The following is a 26,515-nucleotide window of genomic DNA, read 5'->3' as shown; positions in this document are numbered from 1 at the left end:
TTTTTAGTGCATATCTATTTAAGATTTTTTACGATGACAGGAACGGCATCCACATCATTGACCGGCATCAAATGGACGCCGTCAGTGCCGATATCCTTCAATCCCTGTACGAGTTCAGAGGCAAGCTTAAGTCCTGTTTCCCGGTTTCCTGTTTCCATTTCCTTTAGGATTCTCTGGGGAATGGAAATGCCCGGGACCTTGTCGTTTAAGTAATTGGCCATTTTGAAGCTCTTTAAGGGCACGATACCGAAGAGAATCGGGAGATCAAGGTCTTTTGCATAGGAGAGGAATCTTTCAGCCTGTGAAATTTCATAGACGGGCTGCGTCTGGATGAACTGCGCGCCGGCTTTCTTCTTGCCTTCCAGTCGAAGGATTTCCTTGTCCAGATCATCAGCACCTGGATTTGCTGTAGTGCCGATGTAAAAGTTTGTTGCGGCGCCCAGCGGATTTCCTTTAAGGTCATGGCCTTCATTAAGGCAGCGTGCAATCTCTATAAGACCCGTGGAGTCTACATCAAATACGCCTGTGGCATCCGGATGATCGCCAATGGAGGGCGGATCGCCGGTCAATGTGAGGATATTGTGTACGCCAAGGGCATAAGCGCCGAGGAGTTCTGCCTGAAGCCCGATTGTATTGCGGTCGCGGCAGGTCAGGTGGAAAATGGATTCCACGCAGTATTTCTGCTGAATGATAGAGGAAAGGGCAATCGGGCTCATCCGAAGCTTTGCCATGGGGCAGTCAGCGATATTGACGGCATCCACGTAGTCAGCGATTTCTGCAACCTGTTTTTCTGTCATTTCAGAAGAAGCGCTTTTGGGCGGATCCAGTTCAGCGGTAATTGTAAAGATGTGATTCTTGTTTTTAGCCCTTAATGTTGTCATTATGAATTCCTCTTTTCTATTAACTGATCTGCGATGCGGACAGCGGCAATTCCGTCCTTGCAGTAGTTAGGAGCGCCGATTTCATTGGCATAGTCCTGTGTTACTACGGCTCCGCCGACAAGAATGTCGACAGAGGGGACAGCTTCCTTCAGCTTTTTGACGGTAGATTCCAGTTCAGGAAGCGTTGTCGTCATCAAGGAGCATAGTCCTGCCAGATCAGCTTTATATTCAGCTGCCGCTTTGACAAATGTATCCGGGCTGACGTCCTTGCCCAAATCGATGACTTTATAGCCGCTGTTTTCCATGAGGGCGGCAACTATATTCTTTCCAAGATCGTGGATATCACCCTGAACGGTGCCGATAACCAGTGTTCCTTTTTCTTTCGACTTGATATCAGGGAGAAGTTTCTTTAATTCACTGAAGGCCGACTGCATGGCTTCAGCCGCCATCATGACCTGGGGAAGGTATACCTTTCCGGCGCCATATCCGTCACCGATTTCAGTCATGGCGGATGTGAGCCCTTCCTTGATAATCGTCTCCGAAGAAATGCCTGCATCTAATGCTGTCTTCATGAGAAAAGCGGATTGCTCCTTCTCGCCGTTTTTTACAGCGGCTTTGATCTGTTCAAGGAGAGGGAGGTCCTGGCCTGGTTCAGCTTTTTCAGCAGGTGCGGGAATCTTTGCGGTTTCTGCAATGAAGTTTGCAGCACCCTTATCAAATCCAAGAAGGAGCTTTGCATTGATAAATGCATCCTTGATGCCCTGGTCGAGAGGATTGATGATGGGTGCATTCATGCCGCAGGCTAATGCCATGGTGAGGAATGCGGCGTTGATGCGCGGGCGTGAAGGAAGACCGAAGGAAACATTGCTTGTCCCCATGACACAGGGGAAACCGTATTCTTCCTTATATAATCGGATAGTACGGAGAGTTTCGCTGGCACCTTTTTCTCCTGAACCTACTGTGAGGACCAGCGGGTCCAGAAGAAGGTCCTCGCGTCTGAGCCCGATTTCATCCGCTTTTTCTACAATTCTGTGTATGATTCTGACTCGTTCCTCGGCAGTGGCAGGAAGATTTCCTTTCTCAAGCGGAAGACAGAGGACGGCAGCGCCATATTGCTTGGCAAGCTTCAGGATTTTCTCGAGTGCCTCTTCTTCAGCCGCATTGACGGAATTGATCAGAGGGCGGCCGGGATATACCTTAAGGGCTCTTTCTATGACGATAGGATCCGTGCTGTCGATGGAGAAGGGGACGGGGCAGAGCATGGAAAGCTGGGATATGGCAGTTTCCATGGCGGTGGCCTGGTCGACTCCGGGGACACCCATATTTACATCAAGAATATCAGCGCCGGCGGCCACTTCAGCAAGCCCTTCCTTTTTAATGGAGACGAAGCTTCCCTTCTGAATATCTTCCCGGAGTGTCTTTCTTCCTGTCGGATTGATTCTTTCGCCAATCTTGACGGGAGCGTAATCATCACCGACATAGACGACGCCTGTGCGGCAGGTAAGTGCAGTAAAGGGCTTTACCTTTGGAGGCGTGACAGTTGGTTTGTTTTCAAGTTCCTTGATTAAAGCATGAAGATGCTCCGGTGTCGTTCCGCAGCATCCGCCAAGATAAGATACGCCGATATCAGCAAATTTTGCTGTTTCTCTGGCAAAGTCTTCAGCAGAAAGCGGGAAGAGTGTTTCTCCGTTTTTCAGTACAGGCATTCCTGCATTTGGCTGGATGATGATGGGCTTATTCGTTGCGGCAATCATTTCCTTTGCAACATCGAAGAGTTTGTCCGGCCCGAGCGAGCAGTTGGCTCCAATGATATCAGCACCCATGGAATCAAGAAGAATGGCAGCGGCTTTAGGAGGAGTGCCTGTAATGGTTCTTCCGTCTTCGGCATACGTCATCTGGCAGATGACCGGAAGGTTTGACGCAGCTTTGGCGGCAATCAGTGCGGCCTTCATTTCCTGAATATCTATGATGGTTTCAATGATAAGGCAGTCGGCTCCGGCGTTGGCAAGAGCTTTGGCAAGATGGTAGTAGTTTTCGCATGCCTCGTCAAATGATAAATCGCCAAGAGGACTTAAGAAACGTCCGGTCGGTCCCATATCACCTGCAATCTTAACGCGGCTGCTGCATGCTTCTCTTGCATTCTTTACGGCTGCTTCTGTAATGACTTCTACCTTGTCCTGAAGGTCATAATCCTCAAGCTTCAGCGGGGAAGAGCCAAATGTGTTTGTTGTAATGAACTGGCATCCCGCTGCCTCATATTCTTTATGAATACGCTGGACAATTTCCGGATGGGAGATGTTGAGATAATCCGGACATTCACTATTTGATAATCCATACTTCTGGAGCATCGTCCCCATACCGCCGTCAAAAAATATCATAATGAAACCCTCCTTATACCTGTATTACGATTAATGCCTGAATTGACAGTTTAGAAATGAGCATGTGGAGCACTTCGGGGGCTTATCCCTCTGGATCGTGCCTGAAAGGCCGATGATGGCCGAAACTGATTTTCTTGGGAAAAGCATGGAGTGATCCGTCACGGAGACTCCTATTTTTTCAGCCTGAATCAACTGGCAGAACTGCTTTTGCTGGTAAATCGGCCAGTCCCCGTATCCCGGGGAAAAGCGCCAGACGGTTTTCTCGCCATTCTTTGAAGCTTCTTTCTGGATAAGTTCATCGACCTGGTCAGCCAGGTGTTCAACAGACGTAGTAGCTGCTGCATCTAAAAGAAGGCCTTTTACATATTCACCTGCTTTAAAATGAGCATCGGACTGTTTTTCAATCTCATCTCCGACCGTGACTGCCAGGACGGCAACGGATGAAGAGTTGGCAAGATGATGCTTGATGGCATTTCCTTCAAGCTTCATGGGGAAGTCTCCGCAGATGATGCCGTTTTTATTGTCATAGGGAAGAACCTGCCAGATTCCCCTGGGCTCTGCAAGGGCAAGCGCCTCTCTGACCGCAGAACTCACTTCTTCGGGAGGAAAATCCTTTGAAGAAGGATTCATTCCTGCATATCTGAGCATTTCCTTTTCATTGATTTGAAATAATGTACCATTATAGAAAGGCATGGGGACCTCCTTCTGTATCAATAAAAAAATCCTCCATCCCCAAAGGGACGAAAGATTCGTGTTACCACCCAAGTTTATCCACACATCGCTGCATGAATCTCATCAGGTACGCCGGCTTTTGCCTTAATACCTTAGTGCTGTATCGGGCACACCCGGGATGCTTCATTATTCAGCAATCCCAGCTCAGAGGCCATGTTCAGCAAATATCCCTATGCTCCTTTCCATCTGCCGGAGCTTTCTGGTATAGTCTTTTCTGCCTACTCTTCTCTTCATCGCTTCTTTTTAATTACTAGCACTATATCATAGGCAATTCCCTGTGTCAAATAATTTATGATATCATTTTCGATCCCCTTATCCTTTGGATTGGGCCTTATATTTTAGGCATCCTGTCACCGTATGTTTATATAAGAGAAATAAAATTTTTATTGAAAGAAGGCTATTACATCAGAGTGAAAAAATGTGTTAAGATAAATTATTAGCAAGTGTTTAAGCATTTATTTTTTTGATGTCTTTTTGGGAATCATAAAAATAAATGCAGTGGCAATTGAGGCAAATACTCAATAACAGCTGCTGCTGTTTTATTAAGGGATACCTGTAGGAAAGGAAAGTGGAATTATTATGATTATGGGAGACATGAAACATCTGGATGCGTATAAGGCCCAAATGCCTGATTTTATTTACGAGGTTCTCAAAGAAGCTTCCCAGTTTGATTTTGCAGGCGTTCCTGATGGAAAATATAAAATCAAAGGCTGCAACATGAATGTGGAGACTTCACCGACAGAGCCTTCTGCTCAGAGGAAACTTGAAGGGCATAAGGAATTCATTGATGTTCAGTATGAAGTGGAAGGCAAAGAAGAGTGGATCGGGATCGAGACAATTTTTGATGCAGGAAAATGCATAGAAAGCCACCCGGACAGAGACCTTTATTTTTATGAAGCAGGAAAAGATCCGGAAACGAAAATTCATTTCAAGAAGGGCCGTTTTGCTGTATTCTTCCCGGAAGATCTTCACCGTCCTCTCTGCGAGGGAAGCGAAAAGGGATCTCCTGTCAGAAAAGCTGTTGTCAAGGTTCCGGTTGACGGAATCTGAGAAACATTTCAGCCATTCTGATTAAATCAGTAACTATTTTCAATGAATCTTTGACTATTGGTCAATTGTCTGATAATCTAGTATAGACTCATTGAATCGTTAAATTGTAACCGTAACAAGAATGAAATTTCTTGATATGCAAGGGGGCAAAGTATGAAGTATAAGAAGGCGTGGGCGGCTTTTATGGCAGCTGGTATTTTACTGTCTGCAGGAATGGTAACCGGCGGCTGTGGATCCGCTAAGAACCAGCAGGGCCAGCAGCAGGTCATGAAAGTAACTACATTTAAACCGTTTAAATCTAATACGCCAATTAACAGGGAGTATACAGGTACGATTATGGCGCTTCAGGAAGTGCCGGTACGCTCCAAAGTATCAGGAACAGTCATGGAGAAATATATCTCCGGCGGCGAAAAAGTTGTACAGGGACAACCGCTCTATCGTCTGGATACAAGAAACTATCAGTCCAACCTGGCATCTGCTCAGGCAAGCGTTGCCCAGGCTGAAGCAAATTATGAAAACGCAAAGAGAGATTTGGCACGCTATGAACAGCTGATTGCTACCGGCGCCATTTCACGTCAGGCTTATGACAGCCAGAAGGCAGCAACTGAAGCTTACCGCGGCGTGCTTGAAGCAGCGCAGGCTTCCGTATCCCTGGCAAACAATAATCTGAATGATACGGTTGTTACTGCACCATTCAACGGGACGTTGTCTATGGATGATGTGAACATCGGTACATTTGCAACGGCAGGAACCACAGGCCTTGTAACGATTTCTTCCTCTGATCCGATCTATGTTCAGTTTGATATGTCTGAAAATGAATATCTTGCACTGACAAAAGATAAGGGCGGCATGGATATATTAGGCGATCTGAAACTGAAGCTTTCTGATGGATCTTTCTATGGTGAAACAGGAAAGATTGTCCAGATCAACCCAAGCCTTTCCGGCGGCCAGCTGACGATGAAGGCTGCTTTTGCAAATCCGGATAATCGTCTGGTTCCGGGAATGTATGCGCAGGTCGTATCCGATTCTGAAATTGCACAGGGAAGCATTCTCGTACCGACCAAGGCATTGATCCAGCTCCTCAACAAAGATACAGTTGATGTTGTCGTTGATGGCAAGGTCGTACAGAAATCTGTAAAACTCGGACCTACATTTGGCATTTACACCATCATTGAAAGCGGAGTCGATGTCAACGATCAGGTTATCGTTGATGGACAGGGTAAGGTACATCCGGGCGATTCCGTTACATTCGAAGATACAACGAAGGAAAAACTGGAGCAGGATGCAACTGAAGCAGCTGCTGCTCAGTACAAGTAAGGAGGGGCCATGGCTAATTTCTTCATTAAGCGCCCAATCTTTGCTATCGTTGTGGCATTGGTTATTTCCATTGCCGGGCTGCTTTCTATTTTTACACTGCCTATGGACCGCTATCCGAAGATCACCCCGCCGCAGGTTTCAGTACATGCATCATATCCGGGCGCTGATTCCGAGGTCGTGGCTCAGACAGTGGCAGAAGTCATTGAAAAGAATGTCGTGGGGGTCGAAGGCTTCGATAACATGTCCTCGACAAGTAACTCCAACGGTTCTTATTCATTGACAGTTCAGTTCCTGACCGGAACAGATTCAGACCTTGCTACCGTTCGTGTTCAGAATGGCGTTACAGCATCAGATGCAGCGCTTCCTGATACAGTAAGAAATATCGGCGTAACGACACGAAAGTCGTCCGGCGATATGGCACTGGTTGTCAGCTTGTATTCTCCAAACGGTACTTATGATAAGAACTTCCTGAAAAACTATTTCAGTATGAACTACCTGGATGAACTGAAATCCATTCCAGGCGTTGGTACAGTACAGGAATTCGGCTCTGACTTTGCAATGAGAATCTGGATGGATCCGACAAAGATGGCCCAGAACCAGATTACAGCATCTGAAGTCATTGCTGCCGTAGAAGCCCAGAACCAGCAGGTCGCTGCAGGTAACATCGGCTCGGCTCCTGTTACCAAGGATCAGGCTTTCCAGTATGTAGTTACCGCAAAGGGCCGTCTGGTTACACCAGAGGAATTTGGCAATATCGTTCTCAGGACAAACAGCGATGGAAGTCTCCTGAAGCTGAAAGATGTTGCGCGTATCAATCTGGATGCAAAGAGTTATGACTTCATTTCCCGTGCAGGCAATTATGAGACATCTGCTGTTGCATTCTCGCTGACTGATGATGCGAATGCAGTTCAGACAATTACAGCCATCAAGAACAAGCTCGCCGAAGATGCGAAGTCGTTCCCGGCTGATATGACTTATGTTATTAACTCCGATAATACGGACTTCATCTTTGCTTCTATCAAGGAAGTGCTCCATACATTTGTTGAAGCATTGATTATCGTAGCTATCATTGTTTACATTTTCCTGCAGAATTGGCGTTCAACACTGATCCCGATGATTGCAGTTCCGGTATCACTGCTCGGCACATTTGCAGCATTCCAGGTTCTTGGTTTTACCATCAATACGCTGACCTTGTTCGCAATGGTTCTGGCGATCGGGCTGGTCGTCGACGATGCAATCGTAGTTATTGAAGCCGTTGAATATGAAATGCGCTACAATAACATGAAGCCGAGAGAAGCTACCTTTGCAGCCATGCAGAAGGTACAGAGCCCGGTTATCGGCGTCGCAGTCGTTCTGGCTGCCGTATTCGTTCCGGTTGCCTTCCTTGGCGGCATCATGGGCATTTTGTACAAGCAGTTCGCTTTGACAATTGCCGTATCTGTCTTGATTTCTGCGTTTACCGCACTGTCCCTGACACCTGCACTCTGCGCAGGACTCCTTAAGGAACAGAAGGAAAAAGCAGACCGCGGCCGTCTCCAGAGATTCTGGGACAGATTCAATGACGGCTTTGACAAGATGGTTGAATACTACGGAGACATACTCAGAAAACTGGGCAAAGTTATTTATGTCCCGATTGCAGTTCTTGTTATTCTCTTCGCGGCAGCACTCTTTATGTTCGTCAAACTCCCGACAGCATTCCTTCCGCAGGAAGATAACGGCTTCTTCCTGGCATCTTTCCAGCTTCCTGAAGGCTCGGTCAATGTCAGGACAGCTCAGTATGTTACTGAGTTCCTGAAGTACATGGGCGATGATCCGGCTGTTGAAAGAACACAGGGTGTCGTAGGTTTCGATATTCTTTCCGGCGGCCAGAAACCAAATGCCGGTCTGTCTTTCATCAAGCTGAAGCCTTGGGATGACAGAAAGACACCTGATACGCAGATCGATGCAGTCATGGGCAAAGCATTTGCCTTCAATGCAACACATCCTGGCGTAACGCTGATCGCATTGAATCCGCCTCCGATTCCAGGCCTTGGCGCATCCGGCGGTTTCAGTATGTATATCCAGAACAAAAATGGCGATTCCAATGAATCCATGCAGAATATCGTCAATCAGTTCCTGGCAGCAGCCAATAAGAGACCTGAAATTCAGATGGCCTATACGACCTTCAGAATGGATACGCCTTCTTATAACTTCAACATCGACAGAGACAAGGCTGCAAAGAACGGTGTCAGTGTAGGTGATATCTTTACCGCATTGCAGGCTTATTATGGCTCTGTTCAGATCAATGACTTTACGATTTACGGACGTAACTTCAAGGTCGTTGCCCAGGCTGATACGCAGTACCGTATGAGCCCGAATGACAATAAGTTCCTGACTGTCAAGGACAGCGCCGGCAACATGGTGCCGATCAGCAACTTCATCACTCCTAAGAAGTCAAACGCTATTTCAGTTATTACCCGTTACAACAACTTCCCGGCAGTTAAGATCGGCGGCCAGCAGGCTGCAGGATACTCTTCCGGTCAGGCGCTTGATGCATTGGAAGAAGTGGCTCATGAAACGCTTCCAAACGGATACAGCTATGCCTTTGCTGAATCCTCCGCACAGGAACGTGAAGCAGGCGGCAAGACAGTTTATGCGCTGTCTCTCGGCATGCTCTTCGTATTCCTTTCCCTGGCTGCTCTTTATGAAAGCTGGAAGGTTCCATTCTCTGTTATTCTTGGTATCCCGACAGGTTTCTTTGGCGCCTGCCTTGGTGCATTTGCATTTAACGTTTACAACGATATTTATTTCCAGATCGGCCTTCTGACCATTATCGGCCTCGCGGCGAAGAACGCGATACTGATTGTCGAATATGCGAAGGTCCGTGTTGATAACGGCATGGATGTCATGAAGGCTTCCATCGAAGCATCGCAGATTCGTCTGCGCCCGATTCTGATGACCTCCCTGGCATTCATCCTCGGCAACATTCCGCTGGCACTTTCGACTGGTGCAGGTTCGAATTCCCGCTCTGAAATGGGTATTGCTGTAGTATTCGGCGTGCTTTCTGCAACTGTATTCCAGATCTTCATTGTACCGATGCTCTTCGTTGTTATTGAACGAATTCATGGTTTCAAAAGACCGAAAAAAGGAATTTCAGTAAGCAAGTAATTTAAATGAGACTGCAGTTCATTCATGGGCTGCAGTCTTTTTTATACACAGGAGTGAATATGGAAGATCGATGGAAAGGGCAGGCGCCTCTGTTCATGAATTGCTTCGGTGACAGCCTGACTGAAGGATTCGGACTAAGGAAGGGCAGGTACTGGCTTGAAATTGCTGCCAGGGAAATACATGATATCAAATTCAGGAATTTTGGATCCTGCGGCTCCTTGTCATCAGATATCCTTCAAAAGGCAGAATCTTTTCTTGAGAGAGCCGGAAGTCAGGATGAAATTTTCATCATGGGCGGAACCAATGATTTGCTGTGCGGAATAAGGCTTTCTTCTCTTGAAAGGAATATGGAAAGGGGAATTTCAGATATAGCGGCCAGCCTGCCGCTGACGATTGGAATCCCGCCTCTGGTAACACGCGCAAGCGTTGATGCAGGATGGCAGTCGGAATTCTCCTATGATGCCAATCAGGAAGATTACAGGGCGTATATTTCCTTCTTAAAGGAACTGGCACAAAGTCTTGACGTACGCATGATTGATTTTTCAGAAGCAATTCCCTTTGACGATGATTATTATGTTGACGGGGTTCATCCCAACGAGAAGGGACAGGAACTCATGGCAGAAGCTGCTATCAAAGTTTGGGGAAATTGAGGGGGTTAATCCCTGATTTCCTTTGTACCTTGACCCAGCGGATTTGGTATAATAAAGCAATATGGACGATGCATGTTCATAGAATGATAAAGGATAGGAGATTGTTATGGATACGATTCTTGTGACCGGTGGAGCCGGGTTTATTGGATATCATTTAAGCAAACGTCTGCTTAAGGATGGATACAATGTTGTCGGATATGACAACATGAATAATTACTATGATCCAAAGCTTAAGGAAGATCGTGTCAAGGATCTCGAGGAATTTGGAAAAGACTATCGTTTCATAAAGGGGGACCTGGCCGATAAGGACATGGTATTCCACCTCTTCGAAGAGATAAAACCTGCTATTGTCGTTAATCTTGCCGCACAGGCCGGAGTCCGCTACAGCATCGATCATCCGGATTCGTATATACAGTCAAACATCGTGGGTTTCTTCAACATCCTGGAAGCCTGCCGCCACTATCCGGTAAAGCATCTTCTTTTTGCATCGAGTTCTTCGATTTACGGAAATCAGGAAAAAGTTCCATTCTCGATCAATGACCCGACGGACCGCCCAATCAGCCTTTATGCGGCAACGAAAAAGTCTGACGAGCTTATGGCATATACGTATTCCCACCTCTACAGGATTCCTGCTACCGGGCTTCGTTTCTTTACGGTTTACGGACCTTTTGGCAGGCCGGATATGGCTTACTTCAAGTTTGCCAATAAGATTTTCAACGGCGAGACGATTCAGGTTTATAATAACGGAGATATGCTTCGCGATTTCACCTATGTAGATGATATCGTAGAAGGGATTTCCCATATGCTGAACCATCCGCCGAAGCTTAACGAAGAGAATGACCCGTTCAAGGTTTATAATATTGGCAACAATCACCCGGTCAGGCTGATGAAATTTATTGAAATTCTGGAAGATGCCATCGGGAGAAAAGCGGAAAAAGAGTACTTGCCCATGCAGATGGGAGACGTGTATCAGACGTATGCTGATATTGATGATCTGGAAAAAGATTTCGGATTCCATCCGTCGACCACCTTGGAGGAGGGACTTGCCGCATTCGCCAAGTGGTATAAAAATTATTATCATAAGGAATAATCACTTAATAGAGGAGGTATGTCCGTGAATCTTTTACTTGCGGATCTGCATAAATTTGTAGGATACAGCGGCGGCATCGAGCATGTCTTATCAAGGATGGCAGCTGCAATGAAAGACAGAGGATATACGGTTTCTGTCGTGATGGCTGATGAAAAGAGCGGGGATCCTTTCTATCCTCTCCCTGAGGACGTTAAACTGTATAACTTGTTTAAAATGGAAGGAATGCCTGAAATTCATGCCGGCCTGTTTTCCAAGGCAGCCAGGGAAATCGCCCGTGCTTTTAGCAAGGAAGCTGCAAGAAACAGGAATTACAGTATTTTAAACCAGGCAAAGCCTCAGATGAAAAGGGTCCTTGAACTGGCAAAACCTGATGTAATCATTTCCTTCAGGGAACCGACAGGCCGTCTCCTTCTTGAAGGGCTGGATACTGAAATTCCCGTGATTTCCATGCTTCACAATGATCCGGATGAAATATTCCTGCATTCACCGGAGAAAGAAAAGAGGGCTCTTGAAAAAAGCCGTTTCATTCAGGTACTCATGCCTTCCTTTATAGAAAAGGCAGAAAAATACCTGGATTACGACCATTTTGTGCATATTCCCAATTCTGTAAATATCCCGCATTTGAAAGTGGATCCCGGACAGGAAAGGAAAGTTCACAAAATCGTCAATGTTGGAAGAGTGACAGGCAGGACGAAGAGGCAGCATATTTTAATAGAAGCCTTTTCGAAAATTGCTCAGGAATTTCCTGACTGGGAAGTGGACATCTGGGGAGATACTTACGATAAAGCGTATGTAACTATGGTGAAAAGCCTCATATCCAAAAATGGACTGCAGAACCGTGTCCACTTGCGCGGCACTACGAAGAATATGGGGAAAGTTTGGCGGGAAGCAGATATATTTGCATTCCCAAGCCATCATGAAGGTTTCCCTCTGGCGCTTTCTGAAGCGATGGGCGTCGGAATTCCGGCAGTAGGCTTTGCATCCTGCTCTTCCGTCAATGAACTCATCAAGGATCAGGTCAATGGATTTCTTGTTCCTGACGGGGCAGAAGCATTTTCAAAAGCTCTGTCGTCCCTGATGAAGGACAGCGGGCTTAGAAGGAAACTGGGAGCCGGAGCGAAGGCATCCATGAAGCCATATGCACCGGAAGTGGTGTGGGATTCCTGGGACAAGCTGATTAAAGAATGCATAAAAGAGCAATGCGATAATATAGGAAACATAGTTTGTATTTGATTTTGGCAGGGGAACCATGAGACAAGACGGAGAAAAATTTCTTAGTGAAGATATTCTGAAAGTAAAGGCAGCCGTAATCGGTGATGTAATGATGGATCAGTACGTGACAGGGAGTGTGAACCGCATCTCTCCTGAAGCGCCTGTACCGGTCAATCTGGTCAAAGGGGAAAGAAACGTGCCGGGCGGGGCTGCCAATACAGCGGCCAATCTGGCATCATTGGGCTGTCAGGTTTTCGTTTCCGGCATAGTCGGGAATGACCAGAACGGGAAAATGCTTCTTGAGCTTTTAAAAAATGCAGGAATTGACTCTAAGGGGATTCTTGTGTCTGATGATTATCAGACGACAGCTAAAATACGCATTCTGGGTGCAGGCCAGCAGATGATGAGGCTTGATTATGAAAGAACCAGGAAGCTCTCTGAAGATGAATGCAAAAGCGTTATGGAATGGCTTTGCGGGCTTTTAAAAGCGGGACTGGACTGTGTTGTCATTTCTGATTATGGCAAGGGAATGATCGACGACATACTGTCTCAGAAAATCATAAAGAAAGCCAATGAATATAATGTCCCTGTCCTTGTCGATCCTAAGGGCAGTGATTGGGAAAAGTATGACGGCGCTTATGGAATCACGCCTAATTTGAAAGAACTTTCTGACTGCGCAGGAAAGAGCATTCCCAATGAAAGTGCTCCCATAGAGGCGGAAGGAAAGAGGATCAGGGAAAAGTTCCACTTGAAATATCTCTTTGTAACAAGATCTGAGCGAGGAATCACCTGCATTATGGATGGCGGGGCTATCCATAGAGCATCCGTTGCGCAGGATGTCTTTGATGTTTCGGGCGCAGGAGATACTGTCATGGCTGTTACAGCTGCCTGTGCAGCCGCTGGCATTGATATGGAAACGACACTGGAACTTGCAAACCGCGCAGCGGGCATCGCTGTTTCACATGTAGGAACTTATCAGGTCGAAAGGAAAGAAGTCCTTGATGCATGGCGTGATAATGAGCCGGTCCGCCTTGATTACCTCCCTCTGACGTGGAAGGAAGCGGAAAACAAGGTAAATCTCTGGAAAGCAAGAGGAGAGACGGTTGTATTTACCAATGGATGCTTCGATATCCTTCACAGGGGCCATGTCACCTATCTGCAGAAAGCGGCTTCTCTTGGCGATCACCTGATTGTGGGATTGAATTCCGATGAGTCAGTCAAGATGCTCAAGGGGGAAGACCGTCCTGTCAACCGTGAAAATGACAGGAGCTTTATGCTTGCCGCTCTTCGCTGCGTTGATGATGTCGTTGTCTTTGGAGAAGAAACACCTGAAAAACTTCTGTCCCATCTGAAACCGGATATCCTTGTCAAGGGCGGAGATTACAAGGCAGAAGAAGTAGCCGGGAGGCAATATGCAGGATCCGTGGAAATTCTCCCCTTTGTCGATGGTTATTCAACAACAGGAGTCATTAAAAAAATAAAAAGGGAAAAGCAATGAAAAACTCTGCCCGTCGTGTCGATTTGAAAAACAAGACGATTGTTATTATGTACATGCTGTATTTTGGAGACATGGTTTCCATTACTCCTTTTCTTGAAGTGCTGAGAAGAGAAGCGGAAGGCTCCAGGATCGTCCTTGTCATGGACTCCAGATTCCAGGAATCTGTGAAGTATAATCCCAATATCGATGAAATTATTCCTGTCGACAGGAATGGAAAAGATAAGGGGCTTATGGCTACCTGGAATATCGGGCGGCAAATTGGAAAATTGAAGCCGGACGTCCTGATAGTTCTCCATGGGACATCAAGGACTACGCTGATGGGTCTTGCCATGCATCCTAAGTACTGGACGGGAGAAGAGGGAACGGGGTTCGATCACTTCTTCATGGATCAGCCGATTGTGATTGAGACATATAATTCTCATGCTGTAGACAAATACCTGAGAGTACTGCAGCTCTTGGGCGTAAAAGATATTTCTCACAGCGGGATGCGTACCTATACCTGCAGTGACTGGGAAGACAAGGCCAGGGAATTTTTCAAGTCGCAGAAATTACCGCAGAATGTAAAAATGGCCGGATTTTCTGTGGGAAGTTCTACGCCGGAAAAGAACTGGCCCGCTGAAAATTATGGGAAAGTCGCTGATCATTTCTTTGAGAAGGGATTCATTCCAGTTTTCTTTGGCGTCAAGTCAGAGCTGGGGCTGATCCAGAAGGCTATTTCCTCTATGAAACACGGGGATAAAGCGGTTATTGCGGCAGGCCATCTGAGCATGGGCGAATTTATTGCAGCGGCCGGTCATTGCTCCATTTTCTTTACCAATGACAGCGGACCCATGTATGTAGCAGACAGCCGCGGAATACCTACTATTTCCATGTTCGGACCGAGCAACGCAAAGTTCCATCATCCTTTGGGACCTTGTTCACAGGCAATTTCTTCCTGGGATATGCCTGAGGGACCCGAGCATGTGAATAAAACGATTGCATCAGGCAATTATGTGCCTATTTCTAAAATCAGTGTGGATCGAGTCATTGATGCAGGAGAGAAAGCATTACAAAAAGCAGAAGATTTGTAAATTAAAAAACAGCGGAGGCTATCCTTCCGCTGCTTTTTATTTTTGCTTGGAATAAGTTTTTGCTGTGAGCAGTATGAGTATGATTTCAAAAAGACCTACGATGGCAAGTCCTAAAGAGGTTCCCATGTACTCAATGATTGCACTGACGAGGAGAGAACCAAATGGTGCGCTCCCCAGGAATACAAAGGTATAAAGGCCCATGATTCTTCCCAGGTATTCAGGAGGCGATGCCATCTGGATTGCAGTATTGCAGTTTACCATGAAGAGAATGGTAACAAAACCGAGCAGGGCGAACATGAAAAGCGCCGGGATTGTCCAGGAAATGTAGCTGACGACCATAAGGAGAAGGCCGCATAAGCCGGCTGCAGTAAATATGAACCGCTGTGAATAATGCGTGCTGGATGTGGCAGAAAGTATTCCGCTTGCCATGGAACCGGCCCCTGCGGCAAAGAGAATGGATCCGAATCCATCAAGTCCTGTGTGAAGTACCCTGTCTGCAAAGAGCGGTCCGTAAGTACCCATATTCAGGATCAGACTGCTTACGATTCCGGCTGCCAGAAGATTGCCGAAAATAATCGGATTCTTTCGTGCCTCGGCAATGCCCTCGCGGATTTCATGAAGCGGTTTTTTATTGGTCTCCTGAATGACGGGAGTATTCACGTTCATTTTGGCATAGGCAAAGAGTATAGGGATGAGAGAAACCGCATTAAGGAAGAAAATATCACTGTAAGAGAGATAGTTCAGAAGAAAAGCGGCAAGCAGCGGTCCCACCATTCTGGTGATATTGAAATTGGTTGAATTCAGGCTGACTGCACTGTGAAGCGCTTCTTTTCCTACCAATTCAGGCATGAAAGTCATGCGGGCAGGCATATCGAAGGCATCGATCGTTCCCAGGAAAAAGGCAAAGAATAAAAGCCATCCATACGTTTCATGCCCGGAGAGAAGGAGCAGGCCCAAAAGAAGTGCCTGCAGCATATAAAGGGACTGTGTTCCCATCAGTATTTTTCTCTTATTGTGATGATCGATCCAAAGCCCTGTCCCCAGTGTGAATAAAAGGGAAGGGGTGAACTGGCATGCAGATAAAAGGCCTAAAAGGAACGCAGAATCGGTCATTTTATATACGAGCCACTGCTGTGTTGTCAGCTGCAGCCAGAAACCGATGAGCGCAATCCACTGCGTAATCCAGAATACTCTGTAGTTCTTTACACCCAGGGCAGGGAATAAGGTTGTAATTTTCATAAGGAGCTCCTTGCAAAATGTCTACGTATTAACTATATCATGAATGAATAGGTGAAAGACAGCAAAAGGAGACCTGCAATAAAAAAGGATGATGCAGGCGCATCATCCTTTGAGGTAAGCCCATTAATCCCAGGCAGGTTCAATCGTTCCTTTATATTTTTCTGCAATGAATTTCTTGACTGCATCAGACTGGTAAGCCTGTACGAATTTCTTGTAAGCAGGCTGATTTTTATCTTTTTCTCTGGCAGCAATAATCATGACAGCAAGCGGGGTGTCCTTGGATTCAAGGAAGATGCCCTGATCCTTTGGAGACAGGCCTGCGCTCATGACATAGTTCATTGTAATGACAGAAGCGGCAACATCGTCAAGGCTTCTTGGGAGCTGAGCGGCTTCCAGTTCATTGAATTTCAGATGCTTCGGGTTTTCCGTAACGTCTGCAGGAGTAGCTTTCATGCCTACGCCTTCCTTGAGCTTGATCAGGCCGGCTTTTTCAAGAAGCTGGAGTCCGCGCCCTTCATTTGTCGGGTCATTAGGAATGGAAATGGTAGCGCCGTCAGGAATATCCTTGACATCCTTGTACTTGTTGGAGTAAATACCCATGCGCATCAGAATAGCTTTTCCAATCGGAACGAGGTTTGTGTTGTGTTGCTTATTGAAGTTGTTCAGGAATGGTTCGTGCTGGTAAACTACGAGATCAAGATCTCCATCAGCAAGCGCCTGATCCGGGGTAATGTAGTCGGAGAATTCCTTTACATTGACCTTGAGGCCGTTCTTTTCAGCTTCTTTGGCAGCTGCTTCAACAACCTCAGCGTGCGGGCCGGCTGTTGCGCCAACCGTAATTTCCTTCTTTTCTGCAGGAGCAGACTGGGCAGAGGATGCTGCCGGCTTAGCGTCAGAACCGCAGCCGGTGATGACTGCTGCTGCGGAGAGTGCGCAAAGGCCGGTGATAATCAGTTTCTTTAACATAAGCAAAACTTCCTTTCTCTTTTGAATTTATAATTCCGGAAATGGGATTTGATGGATAATTCCAACCATTCCGGTGATTAACGCTTGTCAGTCTTTCTTGACCAGGTGCTTCCGATGAACTGGATAAGCTGTACGATGATGATCAATACAATGATTGTTGCAATCATGACATCAGCCTGGAATCTCTGATAACCGTAGCGGATGGCAAGGTCGCCGAGGCCGCCGCCGCCAATGGTGCCTGCCATGGCAGAGGAACCGATCAGGGATACGATGACAACAGTCATGTTTTCTATAATCGATGGAAGTGCTTCAGGAATCAAGACCTTTTTTATGATCTGATAAGGGGAGGCTCCCATAGATTCAGCTGCTTCAATAAGGCCGAAGGGAATTTCACGGATGGAAGTTTCCACCATTCTTGCTGTATATGGAATAGCGGCAATTGTCAGAGGAACAATAGCTGCTGTAGTACCGATGGAGGTACCGGCTACCATTCTTGTAAAAGGAATGATGGCAACCATCAAAATGATGAATGGGATGGAACGGACCATATTGATGGCAAATGCCAGCGGCTTATTGAGTACCGGGCAGGCGAGAATTCCGTTCTTCTCTGTGACTACGAGCAGGATGCCAAGCGGTATTCCTATAATGGCTGCGATAATGGCTGAAACGGAAAGCATGTACAATGTTTCCGCCAGACTTTTGAAAAGCAAATTAGTGATTACTGGAGACATAGCCTAACACCTCGCTTGTGATTGGTAATGATTTCAAATGGCTTAATGCATTGATCATGTCATCTTCATGGCCGTCGATCATGATGATCAGACGTCCGAAGGATACGTCCTGAATATAATCAATCGACCCATAAAGGATGCTGACATCCAGGTTGTACTTGCGGATCAGATTTGCAATGATCGGCTCGTTTGTGACGTCCCCGCGGAAGGAAAGGCTGATGATTGTCTGATCGTCTTCCTTTTCCTTGTCTTTATGGATATTCATATGGGACAACTGTTCCGGAACTTCTGTGGACATGACGGTTCCGATAAATTTCTTCAGTGTTTCAGTCTGGGGATTCGTGAAGAGATCGACAGTCGAACCCTGTTCAATGATTTTTCCGTGTTCGATGACTGCGACGCGTTCACAAATTTCCTTGATGACTTCCATCTGATGGGCAATCATGATGATTGTGATATTCAGCTTCTTATTGATGTCTTTCAGAAGCTCGAGGATGGATTTTACGGTTTCAGGATCGAGCGCACTTGTCGCTTCATCCGAAAGCAGTACAGACGGGTTGGATACGACGGCTCTTGCAATGCCGACTCTCTGCTTCTGTCCGCCGGAAAGCTGGGACGGATACTTGTCCTTGTAACTGGTAAGTCCTACAAGCTCAAGGATGTCATCAATCCTTTTTTTCTGCTCCGCTTTCGGCACATTGGCTAGTTCAAGCGGGAAAGCAACATTCTGGGCAACGGTTCTGTTGGAGAGAAGGTTGAAATGCTGGAAAATCATTCCGATGTTTTTGCGTTCTTTGCGCAACTCGGAACTGCTGAGCTTGGTCATATCCTTCCCGTTGATGATGACCTCTCCGGAAGACGGAGGTTCAAGCATATTGATGCAGCGGACGAGTGTAGACTTTCCGGCACCTGACTGTCCTATGATCCCGAAAATTTCGCCATCTTTAATGGTAAGGTTGATATCGTCGAGCGCCCTGTAATTATTGTCATATACTTTAGTTATATGTTTCAGTTCAATCATGGGGGTCTCCTCCCTGAAATTAAAAAAACTTTCATCGAAAGATGAAAGTTTGTGACATCATCTTTCGAGATTTTACTCGCTGGAATTGGCACCGTTTCATTAAGAATGGTTGCCGTGACTTCAATGGGCCAGTCCCTCCGTCACTCATGATGAATAAGATTATTAAATTAACTAGATGGTAAACTAGTTTGACTTTAATCGATTGTGTTTATAGTACTCTGTATGGATTTCCTTGTCAATAGTATTTATTAAAATAAGATACACGGTAAATAAAGCTTTTCGGCATAAAAGAAAAGGAAGGCCAAAAAGTTTTTAACAGTATAATTTAAATCATCTATTCTTTACGCTGTATAATATCAAATGTTATAATATATTAAAGCATAAAAGAATGTACCCATGGCCTAAGGGCGCATGGGGAAGGAGGATGAAAGATAGATGAGCGTAAATCAAAGATTGGTTAATAAACTGACTGATAATTTATTTGACGGCATCCTTCAGCTTAAAACCAGGGATGAATGTTATGAATTTTTTGAGGATCTTTGCACGATCAACGAAATCCGGGACATGTCACAGCGCCTGGAAGTAGCAAGGATGCTTGAGGCTGGGGAAAAGTATGATCAGATCGAGAAGGAGACAGGGGCAAGTACTGCAACAATCTCAAGAGTCAAAAGATGCCTTAAGTACGGGGCTGACGGATATCTGACTGTACTTTCAAGATTGAATGAATTAGGGGGAAACAAGAAATAATGGATAAACTGAATCTTTCTCATGCAGGATTTAAAGCATATGATATCCGCGGCATTGTGCCGGATGAAGTGAACGAAGAACTTGCTTACAGAGTAGGACGCGCCTATGCAGATCTGTATCATCCAAAAACCATGTGCATTGGTTATGACGTGCGCCCGAGCTCCCAGAAGATCTGCGAAGCTGCAAGCCGCGGATTGACTGACGGCGGCGCTGATGTCTATAACATCGGCCTCTGCGGAACAGAAATGATGTACTTCGGTACATTCTTCTATAAGATGGATGGCGGATTCATGATCACCGCCAGCCATAATCCTTCCAACTATAATGGAATAAAAATCGTGAGACAGGAAGGCATTCCTGTCAGCGAGGATACAGGCCTTAAGGACATTGAAGAACTTGCTTTTTCAGGAGACTTTAAAGAGTCTGAGAAAAAGGGAACCGTTTATAAGAAAGAAATCATCGACGATTATGTAAAGCATATCCTGACATTTGTTGATATGAAGAAAATGAAGCCGCTTCATATTGTCGTTGATGCAGGAAACGGCTGTGCCAATGTTGCATTTGCACCTCTTGAAAAATATCTCCCGTTCAAATTCAGCTATATTGACATGCAGCCGGACGGACTTTTCCCTAACGGGGTGCCTAACCCGATGCTTGAAGAATGCCGCAAGAAACTGGTCGATACCGTACTGAAAGAAAAGGCAGACCTTGGAATTGCATGGGATGGAGATTTTGACCGCTGCTTCTTCATTGATGAAAACGGAAAATTTGTCGAAGGCTACTACATGGTAGGTCTTCTGGCTGAATACTTCCTTCAGCTCCATAAAGGAGAAACCATTGTCCATGATCCCCGCGTCTTCTGGTGTACGCAGAAAATCTGTAATGAACTTGGCGGAAAAGCTGTTGAATCCAAGGGCGGACATGCCTTTATGAAGGAGACCATGCGCAAAGTGAAGGGAATTTATGGCGCAGAAAACAGTGCTCATCACTTCTTCCGTGAATTCTCCTATTGCGATTCCGGCATGATTCCCTGGCTGATTGTTGCTCAGATCATGAGTGAAAAGGGGAAAGGTTTAGGAGAACTTGTTGCTGAAATGGAAGCTGAATTCCCATGCAGCGGCGAAATCAATCTTCCTGCCAACCATGTGAATGCTATCCTGGAAGCAATTGAAAAGAAATATACACCTGATGCTGAAAGAATTGACAAGATCGATGGCATCGGAGTTGATTTCAAAAACTGGAGATTCAATCTCCGCCCGTCCAATACGGAACCTTTGATCAGATTCAACATGGAAACCCGTGGGGACAAAGAACTCCTTAAAGAAAAAGAAAATGAAGTCATTGAATTAGTCAAGTCTCTTAACTGATTCGGCGTGACGATATATAAAAAGCAGGACCTTCCTGGTAAGACGAAGGTCCTGCTTTTTGTATTTATCACGAAAGGGGGACATGGGGAATCTGAAAATAATTTATGCATTACATTGCATTTTATTCCACAAAAGCGTATATTTATAAGGATAATTAATCAAAGACCCATTTAGATACGGAAAAGAGGAGATCATTATGAAAAAAATTACAAAGACAATTCTGACCGCTGCAGTCATTGCGGGCATGCTTATGGGAGGAGGATGCGGAGGTAGTTCTTCTGGCAGTTCATCACCAAAAAACAATGAGAGTGCTTTGATGCAGAAGATCAAATCAAGCGGGAAACTGACTGTAGGTACAGCATCCGGATTTCCTCCTTATGAGTTTTTAGATACTTCAGCATCAGATGGCAAAAAGATTGACGGGATAGATATCAAACTGGCTGAAGCCGTTGCAAAGAAACTGGGAGTCAAATTGGAAATACAGGATATGACATTCCAGTCGCTTTTGTCCTCTCTGACCACGGGAAAAGTGGATATTGCTGTCTCTGCGATCAATCCGACTGAAGAACGTAAAAAGACCGTAGATTTTTCTGACAGTTATCTTGAAGGGAAACAGACACTTCTTGTCAGAAAAGAGGATGCAGGGAAGTATAAGACGCTGAGTGATTTTGACGGAAAACGTATCGGTGTACAGAAATCTACGATTCAGGAAAAGCTTGCTAATGAGCAGATCAAGAATGCGCAGATCGTGGCACTTCCCAAGGTTGCAGATGCACTTCTTGAGCTGAAGACGGGGAAAGTGGATGCGGTACCTGTGCAGAATATCGTTGGAGGCCAGTATCTTCTGACGAATAGTGATCTTTCGGCAACAGACATCTACTTCAGCAATTACAGCGGCGGTGCTGCCGTTGCCGTGCCGAAGAAAAGCGCTGATGTTATCAAAGTGATTAATGAGGTCATTGCTGAGAACAAAGCCAATGGAAATATAGATAAATGGGTTGATGAAATGACAAAGAAAGCGGTTGAGAATGCCAAGAAATAATGTGGATATAATTGTGGATATAATATTTATTCATATTTAAGGAGAGCAGAATACTGCATAAAAGTATAGATATGCATGAACCCTTTATTTCATATCTATACAATATAGGCGGAAAATGGTAATATGCACATAGGAATGGAGGGATGTATACATGAGAAAATCTTTAAAGCTGACATTGATCGGTGCGGCAATTTTAGGTTCGCTGGCAATCGCCGGCTGTGGAGATAATTCCAAACCTTCTGGCGCATCTAGTACACAGGAAAGCAAACTGATGCAGACAATTAAGCAGAGAGGCAAATTAATTGTCGGCACTTCTTCGGGATATCCGCCTTACGTTTTTGTAGATGCTGATTCCCCTGACAAGAAGGTCATTGGACTGGATATTGAATTGTGCAAGCAGATCGCTGACAAACTCGGTGTTCAGATGGAAGTACAGGATATGGGATTCTCTGCGCTTCTTTCTTCAGTGACTTCCGGCAAGGTAGATATTGCAGTCGGAGGCGTCAACCCGACGCCGGAAAGAGAAAAGGCGATGGCATTCTCTGATATTTATCTGCCAACGGAACAGAAGCTTCTGGTTCTTAAAAAGAACGAACATCTTTACAAGGACATGGCTGATCTGAGCGGCAAGACAATCGGCGCAGAGAAATCTACGACACAGGAAACGACGGCCCAGTCAATCAAAGGGGCAAACGTCATCGGACTTTCCAGTGTTCCGGATGCTATCCTGCAGCTGAAGAATGGCAAACTTGACGGAATTGTCGTGGAAGGCGTCGTTGCCAAGCAGTACCTTGTATTCAATGATGACCTCGCTTTGGCGGATGTACAGTTCCAGGGAGCTAAGAAAGTCTCTGCTGTTGCACTGCCAAAGGGAAGCGATGATGTATTGAAAGTCATTAACGGCATTATCAAACAGGATACAGAATCCGGACAGTTTGATAAATGGGTTGATGAATACAGTAAAATCGCAGTGGAAAAAGCCAAGAAATAATAAGCTATGCCTGAGAGAGGAATGCCAAAGAGCATTCCTCTTTTTCATTTGTAAGGGATCGTAATGGTTTATTCATTATTGTGCAAGTAAATGCATAAAAAGCAAGAAAATTTCATTATTTATACGAATAATTATTGACATACGTGTATATTTATGCTACTATCTATCCATCACAAAGATGTATCCGGTTCGGGATCAGAATTATCAGAGAGGTGCTTAAAATGATGAAAAAGATAAATGCAATGAAATTGGCAATGCTCGGAGCAGCAGCTGTAGCAGCTTTTGCTATCACAGGCTGCGGCGGAAGCGATAATAAGGCAGCAAGCAAGCCGGCTCAGGCTGAAAGCCCGCTTATGCATAAGATCAAGAGCAGCGGCAAGCTCGTTGTGGGAACAGCTTCCGGTTATCCTCCCTATGAATTCGTGGACACAAGTGCCGGTGAAAAGAAGGTCATCGGAATTGATATGGAATTGGCACAGAAGATTGCTGACAAGCTGGGCGTCAAGCTTGAAGTGCAGGACATGAATTTCCAGGCTCTTCTTTCTTCCCTGACAGGCGGTAAGGTTGATATGGCTATCGCAGGCATCAACCCGACAGATGAACGTAAGAAATCCATGGATTTCTCTGACAACTATCTTCCGACAGAACAGAAGGTAATCATCCGCAAGGCTGATGCTGATAAGTTCAAGAAGGTAGAAGACCTCTACGGCAAGACCATCGGCGTACAGAAATCCACGACTCAGGAAGCTCTTGCCAAAGACCAGATTAAGGATGCTAATATTGTATGTCTCGCACATGTTCCGGAAGTTGTTCTTGAACTGAAGCAGGGCAAAGTCGATGCACTGGTTGTAGAAGGCATCGTCGGCGAACAGTATGTCATTTTCAACAATGATCTCATGTTCTCTGATATTAAATTCCCGAATGCAGTCAAGAATTCTGCAGCAGCTCTTCCGAAGGGAAGTGAAGATGTAGCTGCTGTTGTCAATCAGGTAATTAAAGAAAACACGGACAACGGAAACTTCAAGAAGTGGACAGAAGAATACAGCAAGAAAGCAGTAGAAAACGCAGATAAGAAATAATCAGCTGTGAATAACGTATGAATCAATATAAAAGGTCACCATGCACCAGGTGTGTGGTGACTTTTTATAAGTCTTAAAATTTTCATATCATCACTGATTGCGGCATGCACGCGCGATCCTCAATGTAGTCAAGTTTTAAAACGTATGTTATAATGAGTCAATTATCCTGATACAGGGAAAATCAATAGAAAGAGGGAAGGCTAATGAGCGTTAAAACAGTTCCATTTAGTGATGAGTTAATTCAGAATATTGCTGCCAAATACGGTACACCTTTTCATATCTACGACGAAAAAGGCATGTTAGATAATGTCAAGCGCTTTAAGAAAGCCTTTTCCTGGAATCCCAACTTCCATGAATATTTTGCTGTAAAAGCGACTCCGAATCCCTGGATCATGAAAAGCCTGAAAACGCTGGACGTCGGATCGGACTGCAGCTCGATGGCTGAACTTGTCCTTGCTGAATCAGTTGGAATCAAAGGGGAGGAAATCGTATTTTCTGCCAATGATACGCCTGATGAAGAATTCATTAAGGCACATGAACTGGGTGCCATCATTAATCTGGACGATGTTTCAAATCTGGATGATCTGGAAAGACTTCAGATTGTGCCGGAAAGGATTTGCTTCCGTTACAATCCGGGGCCGGAATTGACAAGAGGCAATGCAATTATAGGGACACCGGAAGAAGCAAAGTACGGCATGACTTATGACCAGCTCATGACCTGTGTCGACTGGACTAAGAAGAAAGGCATTTCCTATATCGGAATCCATACGATGGTCATTTCCGCAGAACTTGAGCTTCCCGGCCTTTTAGGCACGATTTCAATGATGTGCGACCTTGCCAATGATATCAGAGACAAAAAGGGGATTACTGTCGATTTCATTGATTTTGGCGGCGGAATCGGCATCCCTTATCTTCCGGAACAGGAAGCAGTCGACATTGAAGGATTGGGAGAAGGCGCAAGGAAACTCTTCGAAGAAAAAATGGCAGGATTTGAAAAGACAAGGATCTGCTTTGAATGCGGCAGGGCCATTACCGGTCCGTACGGCTTCCTTGTGACAAAGGCCATCCATTACAAGAATATTTACAGGAACTACATCGGAGTAGATGCATGCATGGCCGATCTTATGCGTCCAGGCATGTATGGGGCTTACCATCACATTACTGTTCTCGGGAAGGCAGATGCCCCCAAAGATCATGTATATGACGTAGTCGGCTCTCTTTGTGAAAACTGCGATAAATTTGCCATCCAGCGCAAGCTCCCGGAAATTGATATGGGAGATCTGATTGTTATCCATGATACCGGCGCTCATGGCCACAGCATGGGCTACAACTATAATGGAAGACTCCGCCATCAGGAAATTATGGTTCATGAAGATGGGAGCGTGCAGCAGATCAGAAGAAATGAAACACTGTTTGATCTCTTTGCGACACTGGACTTCCCGTCCCTGAAAGAAAATACAGCTAAAGTTGAAAAATGATTTTTAATTTTTTAAGAGATGTCTCTTTCCGGGGCATCTCTTTTGTTTATTTTAAGGGATTGTTTATAGAAAATCGAAAAATATAGGAGTATAATCTAGACGTAAGCAAACGTTTATATTGAAACGTAAGGGGGCTTTAAATTATGTATACGTTATCCAATCAGCAGTTCAAAGGTAAAGTTCCACAGATTGATCCAAATGCTTTCGTTGCACCAAGTGTATTCCTGTCCGGCGATGTAAGAATCGGAAAATATTCCAGCATTTGGCCAGGCGTTGTTGCAAGAGGCGATGTCAACTACATTTCCGTTGGAGAATGCTCCAACGTACAGGATCTCTGCTGCCTGCATGTAGCAGATAATAACCCGTGCATCATCGGTGACTATGTTACAATCGGACATAGTGCCTGCGTTCATGGATGCGAAATTGAAGATCATGTACTGATCGGTATGCATTCCACCATTCTGACAGGGGCCAAGATCGGCAGAGGATCTATCATTGCAGCCGGCGCTTTGGTTCTGGAGAATCAGGTCATTCCTCCGAACTCACTCGTTGTCGGTGTTCCGGCAAAGGTAATCAAGACCATTGATAAGATGAAAAACATCCATGCACAGGCATTGAAGTATAAATGCGAATGGGCTATTGGATATGGTGTAAAACCGGATATCGATGGCGAGCTCTATCACAACGAACCAATTGTCTAACAGGGAGCGGTATTACTGGAAATCATTTCATAAATGATAATAAAGATGGCAGTGCGTTTTTCGTACTGCCATCTTTCTGTTTTCCCTTATTTTATCGTTTATGCGGCAGGCGGATGATTTGACTAGAG

The 26,515-nt window shown here is 45.4% G+C and carries 22 protein-coding genes, 1 riboswitch and 1 other annotated feature; of the genes, 15 read left to right on the top strand and 7 right to left on the bottom strand.

What is annotated here, in order from left to right; translation table 11 throughout:
- Positions 1 to 14 precede the first annotated feature (14 nt).
- From OIM03_07380 to OIM03_07370, 3 genes are read right to left on the bottom strand one after another with little or no spacing between them, the layout of a single operon-like run.
- A complete protein-coding gene (locus OIM03_07380) occupies positions 15 to 881 on the bottom strand; it encodes a methylenetetrahydrofolate reductase (protein HJI74099.1) in 867 nt (288 codons plus the stop codon).
- Positions 881 to 3,259, bottom strand: a complete 2,379-nt coding sequence (locus OIM03_07375) for a homocysteine S-methyltransferase family protein (GenBank protein ID HJI74098.1) — start codon at positions 3,257 to 3,259, stop codon at positions 881 to 883. Before OIM03_07375 ends, OIM03_07380 begins: the two co-directional genes overlap by 1 nt.
- A gap of 30 nt (positions 3,260 to 3,289) precedes the next feature.
- Complete coding sequence (locus OIM03_07370) at positions 3,290 to 3,952, bottom strand: methionine synthase (GenBank protein ID HJI74097.1); 663 nt, start codon at positions 3,950 to 3,952, stop codon at positions 3,290 to 3,292.
- A gap of 40 nt (positions 3,953 to 3,992) precedes the next feature.
- Positions 3,993 to 4,234: a binding site (T-box leader), on the bottom strand.
- Between the two features lie 336 nt (positions 4,235 to 4,570).
- Here OIM03_07370 and OIM03_07365 point away from each other — a divergent pair.
- From OIM03_07365 to OIM03_07330, 8 genes are all read left to right on the top strand, one after another.
- Complete coding sequence (locus OIM03_07365; protein ID HJI74096.1) at positions 4,571 to 5,041, top strand: YhcH/YjgK/YiaL family protein; 471 nt, start codon at positions 4,571 to 4,573, stop codon at positions 5,039 to 5,041.
- 153 nt (positions 5,042 to 5,194) lie between these two features.
- Positions 5,195 to 6,358: an efflux RND transporter periplasmic adaptor subunit gene (locus OIM03_07360; protein ID HJI74095.1), complete on the top strand. Its 1,164-nt coding sequence runs from the start codon at positions 5,195 to 5,197 to the stop codon at positions 6,356 to 6,358.
- 9 nt (positions 6,359 to 6,367) lie between these two features.
- A complete protein-coding gene (locus OIM03_07355; protein ID HJI74094.1) occupies positions 6,368 to 9,505 on the top strand; it encodes a multidrug efflux RND transporter permease subunit in 3,138 nt (1,045 codons plus the stop codon).
- Positions 9,506 to 9,564: 59 nt separating this feature from the next.
- A complete protein-coding gene (locus OIM03_07350) occupies positions 9,565 to 10,155 on the top strand; it encodes a GDSL-type esterase/lipase family protein (protein HJI74093.1) in 591 nt (196 codons plus the stop codon).
- A gap of 100 nt (positions 10,156 to 10,255) precedes the next feature.
- Entirely contained in the window at positions 10,256 to 11,245 is a 990-nt protein-coding gene (locus tag OIM03_07345) for an SDR family NAD(P)-dependent oxidoreductase (GenBank protein ID HJI74092.1), read from the top strand.
- A gap of 24 nt (positions 11,246 to 11,269) precedes the next feature.
- A complete protein-coding gene (locus OIM03_07340) occupies positions 11,270 to 12,478 on the top strand; it encodes a glycosyltransferase (GenBank protein ID HJI74091.1) in 1,209 nt (402 codons plus the stop codon).
- Positions 12,479 to 12,494: 16 nt separating this feature from the next.
- Positions 12,495 to 13,955, top strand: coding sequence for a D-glycero-beta-D-manno-heptose 1-phosphate adenylyltransferase (rfaE2, locus tag OIM03_07335; protein HJI74090.1), 1,461 nt, complete (start codon positions 12,495 to 12,497; stop codon positions 13,953 to 13,955).
- A complete protein-coding gene (locus OIM03_07330; GenBank protein ID HJI74089.1) occupies positions 13,952 to 15,025 on the top strand; it encodes a glycosyltransferase family 9 protein in 1,074 nt (357 codons plus the stop codon). The genes rfaE2 and OIM03_07330 overlap by 4 nt, the downstream gene beginning before the upstream one ends.
- 36 nt (positions 15,026 to 15,061) lie before the next feature.
- On the opposite strand, the gene OIM03_07325 is transcribed toward OIM03_07330, so the two are convergent.
- The 4 genes from OIM03_07325 to OIM03_07310 all read right to left on the bottom strand — a co-directional run bounded on the left by OIM03_07325 (position 15,062) and on the right by OIM03_07310 (position 18,982).
- On the bottom strand, positions 15,062 to 16,264 hold the full coding sequence (locus tag OIM03_07325; protein ID HJI74088.1) for an MFS transporter: 1,203 nt from the start codon (positions 16,262 to 16,264) through the stop codon (positions 15,062 to 15,064).
- 123 nt (positions 16,265 to 16,387) lie between these two features.
- On the bottom strand, positions 16,388 to 17,230 hold the full coding sequence (locus OIM03_07320) for a MetQ/NlpA family ABC transporter substrate-binding protein (GenBank protein ID HJI74087.1): 843 nt from the start codon (positions 17,228 to 17,230) through the stop codon (positions 16,388 to 16,390).
- A gap of 77 nt (positions 17,231 to 17,307) precedes the next feature.
- Positions 17,308 to 17,961, bottom strand: coding sequence for an ABC transporter permease (locus OIM03_07315; GenBank protein HJI74086.1), 654 nt, complete (start codon positions 17,959 to 17,961; stop codon positions 17,308 to 17,310).
- Positions 17,942 to 18,982: a methionine ABC transporter ATP-binding protein gene (locus OIM03_07310; protein ID HJI74085.1), complete on the bottom strand. Its 1,041-nt coding sequence runs from the start codon at positions 18,980 to 18,982 to the stop codon at positions 17,942 to 17,944. The genes OIM03_07315 and OIM03_07310 overlap by 20 nt, the downstream gene beginning before the upstream one ends.
- Positions 18,983 to 19,036: 54 nt before the next feature.
- Positions 19,037 to 19,138, bottom strand: a riboswitch (SAM riboswitch).
- A 279-nt stretch (positions 19,139 to 19,417) separates the two neighbouring features.
- On the opposite strand from OIM03_07310, the gene OIM03_07305 reads away from it, so the two are divergent.
- From OIM03_07305 to OIM03_07275, 7 genes are all read left to right on the top strand, one after another.
- Positions 19,418 to 19,729 carry a YerC/YecD family TrpR-related protein gene (locus OIM03_07305; protein ID HJI74084.1) on the top strand — a complete coding sequence of 104 codons (312 nt, stop codon included), beginning with the start codon at positions 19,418 to 19,420 and terminating at the stop codon, positions 19,727 to 19,729.
- Positions 19,729 to 21,096, top strand: coding sequence for a phosphomannomutase (locus tag OIM03_07300; protein ID HJI74083.1), 1,368 nt, complete (start codon positions 19,729 to 19,731; stop codon positions 21,094 to 21,096). Before OIM03_07305 ends, OIM03_07300 begins: the two co-directional genes overlap by 1 nt.
- A 196-nt stretch (positions 21,097 to 21,292) precedes the next feature.
- The gene (locus OIM03_07295; GenBank protein ID HJI74082.1) at positions 21,293 to 22,138 is read left to right on the top strand and encodes a transporter substrate-binding domain-containing protein; all 846 of its coding nucleotides are present in this window, start codon (positions 21,293 to 21,295) and stop codon (positions 22,136 to 22,138) included.
- Between the two features lie 151 nt (positions 22,139 to 22,289).
- Positions 22,290 to 23,129 (top strand): transporter substrate-binding domain-containing protein, encoded by an 840-nt coding sequence (locus OIM03_07290; GenBank protein ID HJI74081.1) that lies wholly within the window; start codon positions 22,290 to 22,292, stop codon positions 23,127 to 23,129.
- Positions 23,130 to 23,350: 221 nt separating this feature from the next.
- Entirely contained in the window at positions 23,351 to 24,208 is an 858-nt protein-coding gene (locus OIM03_07285) for a transporter substrate-binding domain-containing protein (GenBank protein HJI74080.1), read from the top strand.
- A gap of 203 nt (positions 24,209 to 24,411) precedes the next feature.
- A complete protein-coding gene (gene lysA, locus OIM03_07280) occupies positions 24,412 to 25,686 on the top strand; it encodes a diaminopimelate decarboxylase (protein ID HJI74079.1) in 1,275 nt (424 codons plus the stop codon).
- 143 nt (positions 25,687 to 25,829) lie between these two features.
- Positions 25,830 to 26,387, top strand: a complete 558-nt coding sequence (locus OIM03_07275; GenBank protein HJI74078.1) for a gamma carbonic anhydrase family protein — start codon at positions 25,830 to 25,832, stop codon at positions 26,385 to 26,387.
- The last annotated feature ends 128 nt before the right edge of the window (positions 26,388 to 26,515 follow it).

This window comes from Veillonellaceae bacterium, from assembly GCA_025992895.1.
Classification (GTDB): domain Bacteria; phylum Bacillota; class Negativicutes; order Veillonellales; family Dialisteraceae; genus Dialister.
The sequence above is the reverse complement of the archived record's forward strand: the minus strand, read 5'-3'. Positions and strand labels throughout refer to the sequence as shown.

What these genes read in the sequence shown, in the direction of transcription:
- OIM03_07320 (HJI74087.1), bottom strand. Translation starts at nt 17,230, where the DNA reads ATGTTAAAGAAACTGATTATCACCGGCCTTTGCGCACTCTCCGCAGCA.
- OIM03_07305 (HJI74084.1), top strand. Translation starts at nt 19,418, where the DNA reads ATGAGCGTAAATCAAAGATTGGTTAATAAACTGACTGATAATTTATTT.
- OIM03_07285 (HJI74080.1), top strand. Translation starts at nt 23,351, where the DNA reads ATGATGAAAAAGATAAATGCAATGAAATTGGCAATGCTCGGAGCAGCA.
- OIM03_07295 (HJI74082.1), top strand. Translation starts at nt 21,293, where the DNA reads ATGAAAAAAATTACAAAGACAATTCTGACCGCTGCAGTCATTGCGGGC.
- rfaE2 (HJI74090.1), top strand. Translation starts at nt 12,495, where the DNA reads ATGAGACAAGACGGAGAAAAATTTCTTAGTGAAGATATTCTGAAAGTA.
- OIM03_07360 (HJI74095.1), top strand. Translation starts at nt 5,195, where the DNA reads ATGAAGTATAAGAAGGCGTGGGCGGCTTTTATGGCAGCTGGTATTTTA.
- OIM03_07375 (HJI74098.1), bottom strand. Translation starts at nt 3,259, where the DNA reads ATGATATTTTTTGACGGCGGTATGGGGACGATGCTCCAGAAGTATGGA.
- OIM03_07310 (HJI74085.1), bottom strand. Translation starts at nt 18,982, where the DNA reads ATGATTGAACTGAAACATATAACTAAAGTATATGACAATAATTACAGG.
- OIM03_07365 (HJI74096.1), top strand. Translation starts at nt 4,571, where the DNA reads ATGATTATGGGAGACATGAAACATCTGGATGCGTATAAGGCCCAAATG.
- OIM03_07275 (HJI74078.1), top strand. Translation starts at nt 25,830, where the DNA reads ATGTATACGTTATCCAATCAGCAGTTCAAAGGTAAAGTTCCACAGATT.
- OIM03_07355 (HJI74094.1), top strand. Translation starts at nt 6,368, where the DNA reads ATGGCTAATTTCTTCATTAAGCGCCCAATCTTTGCTATCGTTGTGGCA.
- OIM03_07350 (HJI74093.1), top strand. Translation starts at nt 9,565, where the DNA reads ATGGAAGATCGATGGAAAGGGCAGGCGCCTCTGTTCATGAATTGCTTC.
- OIM03_07380 (HJI74099.1), bottom strand. Translation starts at nt 881, where the DNA reads ATGACAACATTAAGGGCTAAAAACAAGAATCACATCTTTACAATTACC.
- lysA (HJI74079.1), top strand. Translation starts at nt 24,412, where the DNA reads ATGAGCGTTAAAACAGTTCCATTTAGTGATGAGTTAATTCAGAATATT.
- OIM03_07330 (HJI74089.1), top strand. Translation starts at nt 13,952, where the DNA reads ATGAAAAACTCTGCCCGTCGTGTCGATTTGAAAAACAAGACGATTGTT.
- OIM03_07370 (HJI74097.1), bottom strand. Translation starts at nt 3,952, where the DNA reads ATGCCTTTCTATAATGGTACATTATTTCAAATCAATGAAAAGGAAATG.
- OIM03_07300 (HJI74083.1), top strand. Translation starts at nt 19,729, where the DNA reads ATGGATAAACTGAATCTTTCTCATGCAGGATTTAAAGCATATGATATC.
- OIM03_07290 (HJI74081.1), top strand. Translation starts at nt 22,290, where the DNA reads ATGAGAAAATCTTTAAAGCTGACATTGATCGGTGCGGCAATTTTAGGT.
- OIM03_07315 (HJI74086.1), bottom strand. Translation starts at nt 17,961, where the DNA reads ATGTCTCCAGTAATCACTAATTTGCTTTTCAAAAGTCTGGCGGAAACA.
- OIM03_07325 (HJI74088.1), bottom strand. Translation starts at nt 16,264, where the DNA reads ATGAAAATTACAACCTTATTCCCTGCCCTGGGTGTAAAGAACTACAGA.